The sequence below is a fragment of the Burkholderia sp. M6-3 genome, from assembly GCF_050858985.1.
Taxonomy (GTDB): Bacteria; Pseudomonadota; Gammaproteobacteria; order Burkholderiales; family Burkholderiaceae; genus Paraburkholderia; species Paraburkholderia caledonica.
In genome coordinates, this window is record NZ_CP110091.1 from 956,208 (window position 1) to 970,239 (window position 14,032).

14 protein-coding genes are annotated in these 14,032 nt (G+C 59.4%); 5 read left to right on the forward strand and 9 right to left on the reverse strand.

All coding sequences use genetic code 11. From position 1 onward, the window contains the following. Positions 1–35: 35 nt before the first annotated feature. Both OH764_RS21570 and OH764_RS21575 read left to right on the forward strand, forming a co-directional pair. Positions 36–1,100 carry an ATP-grasp domain-containing protein gene (locus OH764_RS21570; RefSeq protein WP_498850726.1) on the forward strand — a complete coding sequence of 355 codons (1,065 nt, stop codon included), beginning with the start codon at positions 36–38 and terminating at the stop codon, positions 1,098–1,100. 22 nt (positions 1,101–1,122) lie between these two features. Beyond that, entirely contained in the window at positions 1,123–1,449 is a 327-nt protein-coding gene (locus tag OH764_RS21575; RefSeq protein ID WP_498850727.1) for a hypothetical protein, read from the forward strand. Between the two features lie 28 nt (positions 1,450–1,477). On the opposite strand, the gene OH764_RS21580 is transcribed toward OH764_RS21575, so the two are convergent. Together OH764_RS21580 and OH764_RS21585 are read right to left on the reverse strand one after the other, a co-directional pair. After that, the gene (locus tag OH764_RS21580) at positions 1,478–2,344 is read right to left on the reverse strand and encodes a hypothetical protein (RefSeq protein WP_498850728.1); all 867 of its coding nucleotides are present in this window, start codon (positions 2,342–2,344) and stop codon (positions 1,478–1,480) included. Between the two features lie 276 nt (positions 2,345–2,620). Continuing rightward, the gene (locus OH764_RS21585) at positions 2,621–3,130 is read right to left on the reverse strand and encodes a phasin family protein (protein ID WP_498850729.1); all 510 of its coding nucleotides are present in this window, start codon (positions 3,128–3,130) and stop codon (positions 2,621–2,623) included. A gap of 511 nt (positions 3,131–3,641) precedes the next feature. Here OH764_RS21585 and OH764_RS21590 point away from each other — a divergent pair. After that, positions 3,642–4,028: an ester cyclase gene (locus OH764_RS21590; RefSeq protein WP_498851255.1), complete on the forward strand. Its 387-nt coding sequence runs from the start codon at positions 3,642–3,644 to the stop codon at positions 4,026–4,028. A 23-nt stretch (positions 4,029–4,051) separates the two neighbouring features. Here the strand turns inward: OH764_RS21590 and OH764_RS21595 are convergent, their stop codons facing one another. The 4 genes from OH764_RS21595 to OH764_RS21610 are packed head-to-tail and all read right to left on the reverse strand — an operon-like array spanning position 4,052 to position 8,613. Continuing rightward, on the reverse strand, positions 4,052–5,545 hold the full coding sequence (locus OH764_RS21595; RefSeq protein ID WP_498850730.1) for an outer membrane factor lipoprotein domain-containing protein: 1,494 nt from the start codon (positions 5,543–5,545) through the stop codon (positions 4,052–4,054). 10 nt (positions 5,546–5,555) lie between these two features. Further along, positions 5,556–6,698 carry an ATP-binding cassette domain-containing protein gene (locus tag OH764_RS21600; RefSeq protein WP_498850731.1) on the reverse strand — a complete coding sequence of 381 codons (1,143 nt, stop codon included), beginning with the start codon at positions 6,696–6,698 and terminating at the stop codon, positions 5,556–5,558. Next, positions 6,695–7,645 (reverse strand): ABC transporter ATP-binding protein, encoded by a 951-nt coding sequence (locus OH764_RS21605; RefSeq protein WP_498850732.1) that lies wholly within the window; start codon positions 7,643–7,645, stop codon positions 6,695–6,697. Before OH764_RS21605 ends, OH764_RS21600 begins: the two co-directional genes overlap by 4 nt. After that, the gene (locus tag OH764_RS21610) at positions 7,642–8,613 is read right to left on the reverse strand and encodes an HlyD family secretion protein (protein ID WP_498850733.1); all 972 of its coding nucleotides are present in this window, start codon (positions 8,611–8,613) and stop codon (positions 7,642–7,644) included. The genes OH764_RS21605 and OH764_RS21610 overlap by 4 nt, the downstream gene beginning before the upstream one ends. 181 nt (positions 8,614–8,794) lie before the next feature. Between OH764_RS21610 and OH764_RS21615 the strand changes: the two genes are divergently transcribed. Then, positions 8,795–9,619 carry a TetR/AcrR family transcriptional regulator gene (locus OH764_RS21615; protein WP_498850734.1) on the forward strand — a complete coding sequence of 275 codons (825 nt, stop codon included), beginning with the start codon at positions 8,795–8,797 and terminating at the stop codon, positions 9,617–9,619. A gap of 2 nt (positions 9,620–9,621) precedes the next feature. Here the strand turns inward: OH764_RS21615 and OH764_RS21620 are convergent, their stop codons facing one another. Then, positions 9,622–10,410 carry a class II aldolase and adducin N-terminal domain-containing protein gene (locus OH764_RS21620; RefSeq protein WP_498850735.1) on the reverse strand — a complete coding sequence of 263 codons (789 nt, stop codon included), beginning with the start codon at positions 10,408–10,410 and terminating at the stop codon, positions 9,622–9,624. Between the two features lie 18 nt (positions 10,411–10,428). Then, positions 10,429–11,133 (reverse strand): HAD family hydrolase, encoded by a 705-nt coding sequence (locus OH764_RS21625; protein WP_498850736.1) that lies wholly within the window; start codon positions 11,131–11,133, stop codon positions 10,429–10,431. A 121-nt stretch (positions 11,134–11,254) separates the two neighbouring features. On the opposite strand from OH764_RS21625, the gene OH764_RS21630 reads away from it, so the two are divergent. Next, complete coding sequence (locus OH764_RS21630) at positions 11,255–12,106, forward strand: LysR family transcription regulator (RefSeq protein WP_498850737.1); 852 nt, start codon at positions 11,255–11,257, stop codon at positions 12,104–12,106. Positions 12,107–12,161: 55 nt separating this feature from the next. Here OH764_RS21630 and OH764_RS21635 read toward each other — a convergent pair whose 3' ends face one another. Then, complete coding sequence (locus tag OH764_RS21635; protein WP_498850738.1) at positions 12,162–13,964, reverse strand: NAD(P)-binding domain-containing protein; 1,803 nt, start codon at positions 13,962–13,964, stop codon at positions 12,162–12,164. Positions 13,965–14,032 lie beyond the last annotated feature (68 nt).

Consider the following 14,032-nt stretch of genomic DNA (forward strand, 5'->3'; position numbering starts at 1 on the left):
CGGAGCTCAAGCATAATCAGCAGGGGGAGGGGACTATGAAACTGATCGACGTGGAGACAGTAGCCAGACGTTCAATAAAGAGCGTGGGGCGATACGCATTCCACCGGGTGCATGGCGTCCAGGCTAAGCGCGTCCTGCGGCAACTGGAGAAGAAATACGGACCAGCGGACCCGGCGACTCTCAAGCAGGCCGATACGTACGCACTGGACGTATTCGGCGATGCGATCTACGCACCCTGGCTTCGCGTTTATGCTGCGTTCAGCGGCACGTTCAAGGAAGGCTGGATCCCCGACAACTTTTACGGCGGCGTGGTCGTGCCCAATATGAAAGGCGGCTACGGCAGGATCTCGAATCTGAAGCCCATGTCGCGGGTTATTTTTGGCGGTGACGCGTTTCCCGACATTGCCTACTTCGCGAATGGCCTGTTCTTTACGGACCGCAACGTGGTGGTTCCTGAAAGCGAACTAGCAGACGCGGTGTTCCGCGACTGCGATAAGGTCGTCTTTAAACTGGACGGCTCAGGGCAAGGCAAAGGCATTCATTTCTTCGACCGGAAATCGTTTGACTGCAATCTCATCAAATCGCTCGGCAACGGAGTACTACAGAAGTTCATCGTTCAGCATCCATTGTTGAGCGCGTTCGCCGCCAACTCGGTCGCGACCTTACGCTTGACCACGGCGGTGGATGACCTTGGTCGCGCCTCGCTGCGCGCCGCATTTTTGCGCGTGGGCAGGGCGAGTCATACCCATATCACGGTGGATGACGAAGTCTGTGTGCCCGTGGACCTGGTAACGGGTGAATTCGCTCGCAAAGGTTTCATGAGCGACTGGGGCGCGACTGAAGAGCACCCCGATTCTAAAGTCAGGTTCGCCGGATTGAAGATGCCTGCGTTCAGCGATTGCATCGACACCGTTCTGCAACTCCATCGCAAGGTGCCGTTTGCGCGCTGCATCGGGTGGGACGTGACAGTCGATAGTGACGGCAAAGTGCAGATTATGGAATGGAACGGCGAACACAACGATGTGAAGTTCAGTGAGGCGACGCAGGGCCCCTGCTTTCAGGACCTGAAGTGGGAACTGCTGAAGGGTAGCGCCCTATGACGGTATTCAGCGAGGAACGCGCGTGAGCGAACAATTGTGGTGCGTCCATATTGAGGGGCCGGACGACTTTATTGCTATGGCTTCGCGAGAAGCGGCGCAGCGCGAAGCGTCGGCTATCAATGAGTATGTGGAGCGCTCAGGCCAAGCTCAGGGCGCCGCGCGTGCGCGCGCGGTCGCAATGGAATGGCCGTTCCCGCCGGAGGGCCACGCCCGCGCGCTGGAGAGCGACTGGGAAGACTTGCAGCGCATGCCGCATCGTCAGCAGCAGGGCGGGTCGTCGCAACAGGGCCTGTTGACGAATATCGCGCGGCGCGTGAAGGAGCTCATCGAAGTCGCGCGAGGCGCATGACTGAACGGCCACGCGGCCGCTCAAGTGTTCAAACCCCCAGACGCTTCACAATTGCCGTCTTTACGACCGGCATGCCAATCTGCAAGAGCTTGCGGAAGCCTTCGTCGCGCCCAACCTTTTGCTCGACGTTATCTATCATCGCCTGCATGACGTTCGCGGGATAAAACTCCCGGAAAAGACTGTTCGCCCCGATTTGCTCGAAGACGTGATGAAGGAATGAGCCGCGCGGCGGTCCCACTCGTTTGAACAAGCCCATCTTCACAACGCGATTATTCCAGAGGTGCAGCGAGTACGAATTGGCGCACAACGCTGCGCACTCGTCGAAGTACTGCGGAAGAAATACCTTGTAGTAATCGTCGAAATGTACCGGATAGAAGTCGCTTTCCGGTACTCCGGCATCTACGCCATATATGGACGTCAGCAAACGCGGACCTGTGTCACCCCATTTTATGGAGGTGCCTTTCATCGCTTCGATCCGTTGTAAAAGCTCCAGCAGGCGCGGATCGGTGGGGTCGAGGCGCAGCAGAGCAGTGCAAATGCTGGTGGCCGACTCCCGCCCGATAATGTTGCCCTCCAGGCTGCGATCAAACGCGCGCAAAAGCAGCATGTCGGTGTCAATCCAGATTTCGTCCGTCTTCGTAAACATGACGAAGCGAAAATAGTCGGTGAAATGCGCTATTGACGGGGTACCGTCAATAGAAAATGCTGTTAACGCGTCGGGTTTCACAATTTCGCTTGCGTCCTTGACGATCACGCCCTTGGGTACGTTCTCTACCTCGCCATAGGTATAAAGCGCGACATCACTGCCATAGGCGGTGAACGAACTCAAACAGGCCACCTCATAGGCCGAAAGCTCTGGGCCATGCCAAAACGACGCGAAACGTGCGCTACTCATAGTCTATCCATTGGGAAATATCTGGTGCGGTGGGAAGCAGGCGGGACCCGAAACTGGTCGGGCCACTAGAGGGCGGACGGCGCACGCGCCTCTGCCTGGAATGCATGTGGCCCAATGATAAACACGCGACAGATTTTCATATTAGTAAAGACCCTAAATGTAGGACATTTGTCGCGAAACGTTGAGTGTAATGGCCGTTAATGTCCTTTCGCATCGCTACCGGACGCGACGGCGCGGCAGGCCGACACGCCTTTGCCGCGCCACTTTTGCGCTACGTCAGTGCAGATCGGTTCGTCCTGTGGACGACACGACATTGCCTGCACCGTCCAGGATTGCGACAGGCCCGCTTTGCGTGGCTGGCGGCTCGTCAATCACGAGCGGGCTTGTTACGGTTGTGCGTTCCGCCGGTGCAATGCCGATCGCCCCAGCGCTGCCAAGAAACGAAAACAGCGTGGACAGGTAACTGCTTACGCTGTCCTGGAGCACACCTGCTAGCTCGTTATGCGTATCCACGGCGATGTCTTCGACATGCCCCCAATACGCGCAGGTCTTCTTCATTGCGGCGGGGATTTGCTGGAACTGCAGATCGATTACCTGATCCAGGGACACCGAAGATAGCGCGGCATCGACAAGCGCCTGCTGCTCGGACAAGGACGTCTTGACGGTCTGTACGTTCAATTCGACAACTTTCTCGAGGCCGGCAACTGCTTTGGCTGCCATTTCGTAGGCGACAATTGCATTGTCTTCGTGGCGAATTTCCGGCTGGGTCAATACAACAGCGTTCATAAGGGTGCTCCGTGTCAGTGCGAGGGGAGGGAATGCGCAACAACGCGCAGTGTTTAAGCAACGGCTATTCCTCGCCATGCAAACGGATCGAACGCATGTCGGCAATTTCGCCAGTGGCGCGGCTCCCAGCGTCAAAATACTATTGACTTGCGCCGGCAGGCGCGTCGCTTGCCGCAGTGGCGGGCGCCGACACGGCAGGCCCGCTTTGCGCGGCGCCACTCACTGCGGCCGCGCCGCTCGCCTGGTCTGTTGACGAAGTACCGGAGCGGTTGCAACCGGCCAACGCCATGGCAAGCGAGACTGCGCACGCGGTGACCCACAAAGCCGAATTTTTCATGGTCGTGAAATAACGTGTGTTGAGGCGACACAAGGAGCGCGCCGCATCGCCACGGTGCAGCAATGCGTATGCCGCGCGCGCAGTACTGTCGTCTCGAACAGCGCGACCACGCAACCCAGCTTTCGAGCGGTTATGCTGGAACCCACTCACCTAGACGACAAATGGAAACTTGCCATGACTGAGCCCGACCTCTCAAACGTGTATCGAGGCTACATCGCCTGCCTTAACAGTCAGGATTGGATAAGGTTGGCGCAATTCGTCCACGACGACGTTTACTACAACGATCAGCGGATCGGCTTGTCGGGCTATCGCACGATGCTGGAGAGGAATTTTGCGGAGATTCCAGACCTTCATTTCGACATCGAACTGATGGTTACCGACCCTGCGTATGTGGCGGCGCGGCTGCGCTTCAATTGCACACCGAAAGGGAAATTTCTCGGTCTCGAAGTCAACGGCAGAACGGTGACTTTCACCGAAAATGTGTTCTACGAATTCCGCGGCGAAAGAATTGGTCAGGTGTGGTCCGTGATTGATAAGGCGGCTATCGAAGCGCAGTTGTAATTCCAAGCAAAGCGAGCAGACTGTTATGGGTTGCTGCCAAGCGGATTGCCAAGCGGATCCCCAGGCGAATTCCCAGCCTGGCTGTCAGGCTGCGTGCCAAGCGCCTGAAACAGCGCAGCAGTGTCGGTGAAGCGGTTTGCTTGAGCCCGCGTTTGATCGAGTGCAGTTTGCAACATCTGACGTTGAGCATCGAGTAGAGCAAACTGGCTGATTCCGCCGGCCGCATATTGTTGAGCCGCAACGCCAACGCTTGCCTCGGCCTCCTGTGCGGCCTCGGTGCGCGCCTGAAGTTCTCGAGCGTCGTTCTGCATTGCCGTCAGCGAGTCGGCGACCTGTTGCAATGCTTCGAGCACGGTTTGCCGATAGCTCGCGAATGCGGCGTCGTATGCGGCCTGCGCCGCGCGTTTCTTCGCGTGCAGTTCTCCGCCGTGAAAGATCGGCTGAGTCAGATTCAGGCCGATATTCCACACGTTCAGCCCATTCACGATGTCGCCAATGCGCGTGCGTTCCGAGCCGATTCCCGCCGACAACACGAATTGCGGATACAGGTTCGCCGTGGCGACGCCGACATTTGCGCTGGCTTGATGCAGCAAAGCTTCCGAAGCCTGGATGTCCGGCCGCGCACGAGCGAGTGTTGACGGCAGAGCGACTGGAATATCGACTGGCAGATGCAGCGCGTCGAAAGTAATTGTGTCGAAATCTGCTTCAGATGGCGCTCTCCCGAGCAGAATGGCCAACTGATGATCCGCAGCGGCCAACTGGGTTGCCAGCGGCGGCAAAGACGCGCGAGTCTGTGCAAGCAGCGTGCGCTGGCTGCGTACGTCGAGTTGCGACACGCCGCCGGCAGCTAAACGCGCTTCCATGATCGACAATTGATGAGCCTGTGCGTCGACAAGCCGCTGCGTGAGCGTTATCTGTAGTTGCAGCGAGGCGCGGCGCACGGCGGTAGACACCACATTTCCCGCAATCGCGAGCCGTGCCGCATCGAACTCATACGATTCGTAGTCGACTTGGGCCATGCTTGCCTCAAGCGCGCGCCGATTGCCGCCGAAGATATCGAACACATACGAAACGCTGACCGATGTGCTAAATAAAGAGAACGGCCCTGGGTTCTCGACATTCGGAATGCCGAACGCAGCGGGGTCAACCTTTTGCCTTGCACCCGAGACAGTTGCGTCGATGCCCGGGAATTGCGTACCGCCCGCGAGTGCGGTGTAATTTTCGCGCGCTTCGAGCAGCTTGGCGCGCGCTTGTGCGAGCGTCGGACTTTCACGCAATGCGGCGTCCACGAGACGGTTCAGCGCGTCTGACTGGAATTGACGCCACCACATCGACGTTGGCCTTGGCGTGAGGCTGAATTTCTGCGCGGCGCCCGCCGCTCCGTTGGACGCGACAGTACGCTCGGGCAATGTCTCGCGTGTATAACTTTGCGTGCCGGGCGCCGCCGGTGCCTGAAAGTCCGGTCCCAAGGTGCAGCCGCTCAAAGCCACTGCGCAGGCAAGAAGAAGTGTTCTCATGGACATTCTCCTAGTCGAGCGTGCGCCGGTAAAAGCGTAGCGCAATTGCCATGACGATGGCTGTAAACAGAGCCATGGGCCACACCGAAGGCCAGAGGTCCACCCATCCGACGCCCTTGAGCAAAATTCCGCGAATGAGCCGGTTGAAATACGTCAACGGCAACAGGTTGCCGATGAATTGAGCCCATTGCGGCATACCCGCAAACGGGAACATGAAACCGGATAGAAGAATATTCGGCAGGAAATAGAACACGGTAAGCTGCATGGCTTGCAGCTGATTCTGTGCGAGCGAAGACAATGTGATCCCTACCGTCAGGTTCGCGGCAATGAAGAGCAGCGCCGCGAGGTAAATCGCCACCGGGCTGCCGACAAAAGGCACATGAAACACGAACCGCGCCGCAAACAGAATGATCGATGCCTGGATAAGCCCGATGGCGACGTACGGCACGATCTTGCCGGTCATGACTTCGATCGGCAGAACCGGCGTAGCCAGCAGGTTTTCCATGGTGCCGCGCTCACGTTCACGGGTGACGGCGAGCCCAGTCATCATGACGAGTGTCATCGTCAGGATTACGCCCATGAGTCCGGGAACGACGTTGTACTGGGTAATGCCTTCGGGGTTGTACAGATTGTGAACCTGCACGCCAAATGCGCTCTGCCCGCCATTCAGATGTGCGAGTGGTCCTGTGATGTCCTTGTCGGCGACCGGTTGCACAAGGTGCGGGAGCGCGGCGACGGCGGTTTGCGTTGCGGTAGGGTCGGTCGCGTCGGCTTCGAGCAGCAGCGAAGGGTGCTCGCCACGCAGCAGCTTTCTGGAGAAGTCGATGGGTATATTCAGCACGAATTGCACGCGGCCCCTCGCAAGCGCGCGGCGCCCGGCTTCTTCGTCTGGCAGCGTCTCGACGATGTCGAAATAGGCCGAGTTGGTCATTGCAGCAACGAAGCTGCGCGAAAACTCGCTCTCATCGTGCACGATGATGGCAGTGGGCAAATGCTTCGGGTCGGTGTTGATTGCGAAACCGAAGAGCGCGAGTTGAATAATGGGCACACCCACGATCATCGCGAATGTGACGCGATCGCGCCGCAGTTGAAGGAACTCTTTCAGTACCACACTCCACCAGCGCGTCAGCGAAAAAGCAGTACCGGTGCTCACGTTTGCCCTCCAAAGTTGTCTTTCGAATGACTCATCAGATAGATGAATACGTCTTCAAGACCTGTTTCTATGGGCTCCATGCGAAGCGTCGTGCCTGCGGTGGCCTGCCTGATGGCGCGTTCGAGCGCCGCGTGATCCCGCCCGCTCGCATGCAGTGCGGCGCCGAATACAACGGTCTGATCGACACCGGGCGTTGCACGTAGCTTCTCCGACAGTTCGGTCAGGTGCTCGCCTTCAATCGACCACGTCGCAAGATCCTGCGACTCGATCACCTCTTTCGACGTGCCTTGCGCGAGCAGCTTGCCGTAGGCGATATAGGCGAGCTTGTGACAGCGCTCGGCTTCATCCATGTAATGTGTGCTGACGAGTACGGATATGCCGCGTGCCGCGAGGCGGTGCAGTTCTTCCCAGAAGTCGCGGCGTGCAGTGGGGTCGACGCCCGCAGTCGGCTCGTCGAGCAGCAGCAATCTGGGTTCGTGCAGCATGCATGCCGCGAGCGCGAGACGTTGCTTCCAGCCTCCTGAAAGCGACCCTGTCATCTGATTCGCGCGGCTTTGCAGCCCGAGTGCTTCGAGCGATTTATCGACTGTTTCGCGCCGGTTGCGCATCTGGTAAATGCGTGCGACGAAGTCGAGGTTCTCCCGAATGGTCAGATCTTCCCAATACGAGAACCGTTGAGTCATATAACCGACATTGCGCTTGATCTGCGCACTGTCGCGACGGATATCGTAGCCGAGGCATGTGCCGGTGCCCGAGTCGGGTGTGAGCAGTCCGCACATCAATCGGATGCACGTGGTCTTGCCGCTGCCGTTCGGGCCGAGGAAACCAAAAATCTGGCCACGCGCCACTCGCAATGAAACGTTGTTTACGACGTGCTTGTCGCCGAAATGTTTGTTGAGTTCATGCACGTCGATGACGTACTCGCGGGAGTCGGAGTCACTGCTCATTTGAGCACCACCGTCACCGGCTGACCGGGATGAAGTTTTGTTGCATCCGCAACGGAGGGGTGCGCCTCGATCATGTAAACAAGCTTTGCTCGGCTTTCGTTGCTATAGATGACTGGCGGCGTGTATTCCGCGTTGTTCGAAACGTAGGTGATTTTTGCCGGCACATCCGCCGCACAACCGTCGCAATGCGTGATCACCTCGCGACCCGGCGTGAGTGCGCCAACCAGCGTCTCGGGCACGAAAAAGCGTACCTTGATGTTCTGCGGCGGTAGCATCTGCACAACTGGGCTGCCCGCCGGTACCCATTCGCCGTTGCGATAGAGCGTGTCGTAGATCAGTCCGTCGGCGGGCGCATTGACACGCTTCTGATCCAGCTTCCACTGCGCCTGCGCGACCACGGCTTCAGCCGCTGCGACCTGCGCCTGCTGGGCGCTGATCTGCTGCGAACGCCTGGGCAAACGCGCGACTTGCACCTGATTCGTAAGTTCACGCACTTGCGCCGACGTGGCGTCCGCATTCGCACGCGAATCGTCGAGTTGAGCTTTCGAAATGCCGCCTGCGCTGTACTGCGCTTCGTCGCGTGTGAGTTGCAGCGCCGCCTTACGCGCGTTCGCGGCAGCCTGAGCGAGCTGTGCGCGATTGACGTTGACTTCCGGCACGCGCTTGCCGGTCTGGATATCGGCGAGCTGGGAGCGCGCAGCCGCGAGTTGTTCCTGCGCCTGCTGCAGGGCGGCCGTTTCGTCGACGACGTCCAGAGCGAATAGCGGTGCGTCTGCTTTGACGGTTTGTCCGCGCGTGACCTGCAACTGCGTGAGCTTGCCCGCCTGCGACGAACCCAGGTAGACATATTCGCCCTCTACATAGCCCTGATAGGCATTCTCGTCGCGATGCGAGCACCCCACGACGAGCAGGACGCCGAAGAGGAGCGTCCATGCGGAATGCCTGATTGATTTGATGAAGTTCTTCATTGATCTGGTTCCACTCTACGCACCGCGGTCGCGGCGCGTGCTCAGCGGGCATTCCATTCTCATCGCCGGGAAGTGTCATTCCTGATGCTTCCCCGAATGCTCGATCTGCAAGGATGAAGTAAAATGAATGCTATGTGAATTTGAATTCAAATTCAAACTGTTTTTCGAGCGAAACTGAGTCATGCCAACAAAACCAGTGACGACCCCAGGACACGTCGACCGCAAACAGAAAGCTGGAAAGCCGCAGGGAACAACACCGGCCCAAGCGACGAAACCGACGAGCCGGGCAGTGCAACCCGACGCCAAACCTCGTGCAAAACAAGCAGCAGAGCGTGAGACGCCACCGCGGCCGAAAGCAGTGAAGCGCGCGAGCCGGCCTGACGGAGCGGCGACACGCCAGCATCTGCTCGACATTGCGGGGCAGGTCTTCGCAGCGCGCGGTTTCGCCGAAGCCACCAGCAAGGAAATATGCGAGCGTGCGGGCACGCCGATGGCGTCAGTCAATTATCACTTCGGTAGTCGCGAGGCGCTATACGAGGCGGCACTCGTGGAGGCGCATCGTCAGGTAGTGAGCCTCGACGAATTGACCGCACTGACAGAAGGGGCGGGCGACCCTCGCGACAAGTTGCGCGCGGTGATCTCGCGATTCGTCGGCCTGTCCACCAGCACGAGCGCGCCGTGGGGATTCATGCTGATGTTGCGCGAGATGCTGTCGCCGTCGCCCGCTATTCCGGCGCTCATCGAAAAGGCGGTCCGGCCAAAAGCTGCGGTTCTGCTCGGTTTGATGGGGGAAGTATTGCAGCTGAATCCGCAGGAGCCGACTGTGCAGCGAGCAGTGATGTTCACCGTGCTGCCCTGCATCGCGTTAATGATTGCCCCCCGGCAGGCGCAGGCAGCGTTGCTGCCCGCCGTTGCCAAAGATAAGAATGCGCTCGTGGAAGACTTCGTCCGCTTCGTCATGGCGGGGCTGGATGCAGTCGCCGCAGCGCACCGGGCGCGCAAGTAATTCTATTGGTCGAACGCGATTGCGCGCCTGCGCAGTTCTCGCATTGCGCTGTCCAGATGAGCGCGCGCGCTCTCCTTGTCGCCGTCGCGCATCTGTTCATAAGTGCGCTGCGCTACGTCGTGCGGCACGGCTTTGAGTGGGCGATTGCTGCTCATCGCCTTTAGCTGGACTTCCGCGGCGCGCTCCAGGTAGTAGAGGTCGTCCCACGCTTCTGCAATACTCGCGCCGGCTACCATTACGCCGTGATTCTTGAGGAACAGGATATCCGCATCGCCGATCGTCTCCGCAATGCGATCGCCTTCCGAATCGTCGAGCGCAAGCCCGTTGTAGTTCTCGTCGACTGCGGTGCGGCCATAGAACTTGAGTGCTGTCTGCCCGAGCCACAATAGCGGCGGACCTTCGAGCAGGCACAACGCCGTGGCATTCGGCATATGCGTGTGAAACGCGGCCTTCACGCGCGGCTTCAATCGATGCAAACGTGCGTGAATATAAAACGCGGTTGCTTCCGGCTGGCCCTGGCCCGCTACGACATGCCCGTCGACGTCGCAAACCAGCAGCCGTGAAGCCGTGATTTCGGAGAACGCATAACCATACGGATTGACGAAGAACAGGTTGTCGTGCCCGGGCACCACAGCCGAGAAGTGATTGCAGATTCCCTCTTCAAAACCGTACTGCGACGCCAGTTGAAAGCATGCCGCGAGTTGAATTCGTGCTTCGTTGATGGCGTCGGATTCGAGCCGCAACGTCGGTTGCGGATTCGCCGCGCCAATGGATGAAAGCGTGTGCGCCATGGTCGTAGTTCCTGAAAGTCACCAGCCGAGCGAAGCGAAAAGTGCCGGTACCTGATCGAGTGTGGAGAGCGTTGCATCGGGTGTGTAGTCGGGCAGCAGCGTGCGGCCTGTTGCACGATCTATCCACACGCAGCGAAAGCCGACGTCGCGAGCGGCCGCGTGATCGAGATGCGGACTCGCGCAGATATGTACGACTTCGTCGCGCGTCACGCCGAGTTGCTCATGCGCGTAATCGAACAGCCGTCGCGCGGGTTTGTAGGCACCCGCCTGTTGAGCGGTGATGACGCGGTCGATATGGCCGCCGAGTTGGGCGACGTTGCCGGCTATGACGTCGTCGTCGGTATTCGACACGATGCACAGACGGTAGCCATCCTGCTTCAGTCTCTGCAATGTATCGACCACTTCCGGAAACGGCGGCATGGCGGAGATGCGGTCGGTCAATGTGCGGACATCGCGTTCGTCAGTGGGCAGCCCGAGTTCCGTGAGTGCGAGATGAAGCCCAGCGCCTGCCACCTCGCGAAACGAGCGATGCGGCGCAGTCTGTTCGAGCGCATGCTCGTGCCGGTCGTACACTGCGATGAGCCGTGCCGGATCGACGTCGTGCCCGCGCTTGGTTTCGAGAATTTCGCGGACGGCCGCCTGCAACCCTTCGTCCCACTGGATCAGCGTGCCGTAGCAGTCGAACGTAAGCCAGCGGGGGCGGGCGGTGTTGTGCAGTGACATAAATGGACTCCGACGTAAGTAGATCTGTGAATGACGTCAGATTAAGCGGATTGACAGATATTTGAAAATTAAATTAACCTCTCGACGTCAGTTGCATCTTAAATAAGGAGGCGAGTCCGTCATGCTTGATCTCGACCTGCTGAACACGCTTATTTGCGTCGTCGACGAAGGCAGTTTCACGCGCGCGGGCGAGCGCGTGCATCGCACGCAGTCCACGGTGAGCCAGCAGGTTCGGCGGCTCGAAGAACTCGTCGGGCGCACGTTGCTGATGCGGGACCGCACCGGCAATCAGGTGACGGCAACCGAGCACGGCGAACTGCTCGCGCAATACGCGCGGCGGCTGCTCGCGCTGGCGCAGGAAGCACAAGATGCGTTGACGAGCGACGTCGCGGTCACGCCGCTTCGAATCGGCGTACCGGAAGATTTCGACGCGCGCCGCATGTCGGCGATGTTGTCCGGCTTCGTCAAGACGAAACCAGGCGTGCGGCTCGAAACGGTGGCCGGCATGAGCGCCGAACTGCAACGCAGGCTCTCGGGTGGTGAGATCGAGATCGCACTGGTCAAACGCGAGCCGGCGAGCGGGGAGTGCCTGGCATCATGGCCGGAGTCGCTCGTCTGGGTGCGAGGCGCGCATGCTCCAGCGCCGGAGGAGTCGTCAGACGAACCCGTCCCTCTCGCGCTATTTCCGCAAGGCTGTGTCTACCGGCAGCGCGCGATCCGGGGTCTCGACAAGGCGCATCGCCGCTGGCGAATCGCATTCGGAAGCCATAGCCTCACGGGTATCCAGGCGGCGGTTTCTTCAGGGCTCGGCATCTCCGTTCTGCCGACCACCGCGGTCCTCCCGGAGCACCGCGTATGCAACGGCTTTCCGCCTTTGCCGCCGACAGAGCTCGCACTTGTCAGCTCCGGCGGCGTGCTCAACGTGCATCAGCGCGCGCTGGTCGACTTCCTGCTGGCGGAGATGGAGGCGTAGAAGGGCCGGTGGAATGACAAACAAGAATTGAAAAACCGGCCCGACTGCTCGACGCCTACGACAGGTGATGCACTTCCTGCAACCCGAACACTGGCGTTGGAATGCCTTCCATGCGAGCCTTCAGTTGCAGAGAGAGATACTGCGAGTAATGCCGCGACTGATGCAGGTTTCCACCATGAAACCACAGCGCCTGCTGCTGTGTGGGCTTCCACATGTTGCGCTGTTCACCTTCCCACGGACCTGGATCTTTCGTCGTATTCGAGCCGAGTCCCCACACCTTGCCGACCTTGTCGGCCACTTCGCGTGAGATGAGATCGGCGGCCCAGCCGTTCATCGAACCGTAGCCTGTGGCATACACGATGAGGTCCGCTTCGAGTTCGCTGCCGTCGCTGAGCAGCACCGAATGCTCTTTTAGTTCCACCACGTCCACGCCGCTTTTCAGCTTGATCTTGCCGTCGGCGACGAGTTCGGACGCACCGACGTCGATGTAATATCCCGAGCCGCGACGCAGGTACTTCATGAACAGACCCGAATCGTCGTCGCCGAAATCTAGCATGAAGCCGCTCTCTCCGAGCCGCGCGTAGAACGCAGCATCGCGTTCGCGAATTGCGTTGAAGACCGGGATCTGGAACTCGTGAAGAATCGCATATGGTATGGAAGCAAAGGTCAGGTCAGCCTTCGCGGTCGTCATTCCCGCCGCCACTGCGCGCTCCGAATAAAGATCGCCGAGCGCGAACTCCATCAGCGAATCCGATTTAACGATGTGCGTGGACGAGCGCTGCACCATGGTCACGTCGACGCCGGCTTCCCACAGGGCCGCGCAGATGTCGTGAGCCGAATTGTTCGCGCCGATCACGACGACTTTCTTACCGTGATACGCGTCCGGACCGGGATGCCGCGACGAATGATGCTGCTCGCCCTTGAACACGTCCATGCCCTTGAAGCTCGGGATATTCGGCTTGCCGGACATACCGGTGGCGAGCACGAGTTGCTTCGGCCGAAGTGTGAGATTGCGGCCTTCCCGTTCGACTTCGACGATCCATTCGCCCTTGGCTTCGTCGTAGCGCGCGGATTGACACACAGTCGAACCCCAGTAGTTCAACTCCATGACCTTCGTGTACATCTCGAGCCAGTCGCCGATTTTGTCCTTCGGTGTGAAAACCGGCCAGTTGTCCGGAAAGGGCAGATAGGGCATGTGGTCGTACCAGACCGGATCGTGCAGGCAGAGCGTCTTGTAGCGCTTGCGCCATGCGTCGCCCGGCCTCTCGTTTTTGTCGATGATGATGGTCGGCACGCCAAGCTGCCGCAGCCGCGCACCCAGTCCGATACCGCCTTGTCCGCCGCCGACGATCAGGCAGTACGGCTCTTCCGAGGTGCCGAGTGCGTCCAGTTCCGCCTCGCGCCGTTCTTTCCAGCTGGTGCGGTCGCGGCGTGCACCGTGCTCGGCGCCCATAGGCCGCCTCGGGCCTTTCGGCTCCTCATGGCCTTTCAGTTCCGCCATGGTCGTGAGCAGGGTCCAGATAAGGCCGTCCTTCAGGCGAATGAAACCGCTGCCTCGCGCGACTCCGGTTTCGAAAGTGATCCAGCCTTGCGCAATGCCGTCGGCTTGCGTCGCCGTTTCGTTCTCTGCAAGCCGGAGTCTCGACGGCTTGATCGCGTCCAGCTGCGCATCGAGCATCGCGGCGATTTGCTCGCGGCCTTCGAGTGTCTTGATGTTCCATGTGAACGCGACCAGATCGCGCCAGTAACAATCCGGCTGAAACAGGTCGACGGCGGCCTGGGTGTCGCCGCGTTTCAGCGCGGCTTCGAGGCTTTCGAGCACCTGGGATATGGCTTGATTTGCAGTGTTTTCAGACATGGTTGCTCCTCCATTTGAAACGGATAGTCGGACTTCATTGGTAGCGCGGGTTCTACGCCCGCTAGGGG

Bases quoted from the DNA above. Each gene is read 5' to 3' on its own strand.
- OH764_RS21605 (WP_498850732.1), bottom strand. From the start codon at position 7,645: ATGAGCAGTGACTCCGACTCCCGCGAGTACGTCATCGACGTGCATGAA.
- OH764_RS21620 (WP_498850735.1), bottom strand. From the start codon at position 10,410: ATGGCGCACACGCTTTCATCCATTGGCGCGGCGAATCCGCAACCGACG.
- OH764_RS21585 (WP_498850729.1), bottom strand. From the start codon at position 3,130: ATGAACGCTGTTGTATTGACCCAGCCGGAAATTCGCCACGAAGACAAT.
- OH764_RS21570 (WP_498850726.1), top strand. From the start codon at position 36: ATGAAACTGATCGACGTGGAGACAGTAGCCAGACGTTCAATAAAGAGC.
- OH764_RS21615 (WP_498850734.1), top strand. From the start codon at position 8,795: ATGCCAACAAAACCAGTGACGACCCCAGGACACGTCGACCGCAAACAG.
- OH764_RS21625 (WP_498850736.1), bottom strand. From the start codon at position 11,133: ATGTCACTGCACAACACCGCCCGCCCCCGCTGGCTTACGTTCGACTGC.
- OH764_RS21590 (WP_498851255.1), top strand. From the start codon at position 3,642: ATGACTGAGCCCGACCTCTCAAACGTGTATCGAGGCTACATCGCCTGC.
- OH764_RS21580 (WP_498850728.1), bottom strand. From the start codon at position 2,344: ATGAGTAGCGCACGTTTCGCGTCGTTTTGGCATGGCCCAGAGCTTTCG.
- OH764_RS21610 (WP_498850733.1), bottom strand. From the start codon at position 8,613: ATGAAGAACTTCATCAAATCAATCAGGCATTCCGCATGGACGCTCCTC.
- OH764_RS21630 (WP_498850737.1), top strand. From the start codon at position 11,255: ATGCTTGATCTCGACCTGCTGAACACGCTTATTTGCGTCGTCGACGAA.
- OH764_RS21595 (WP_498850730.1), bottom strand. From the start codon at position 5,545: ATGAGAACACTTCTTCTTGCCTGCGCAGTGGCTTTGAGCGGCTGCACC.
- OH764_RS21635 (WP_498850738.1), bottom strand. From the start codon at position 13,964: ATGTCTGAAAACACTGCAAATCAAGCCATATCCCAGGTGCTCGAAAGC.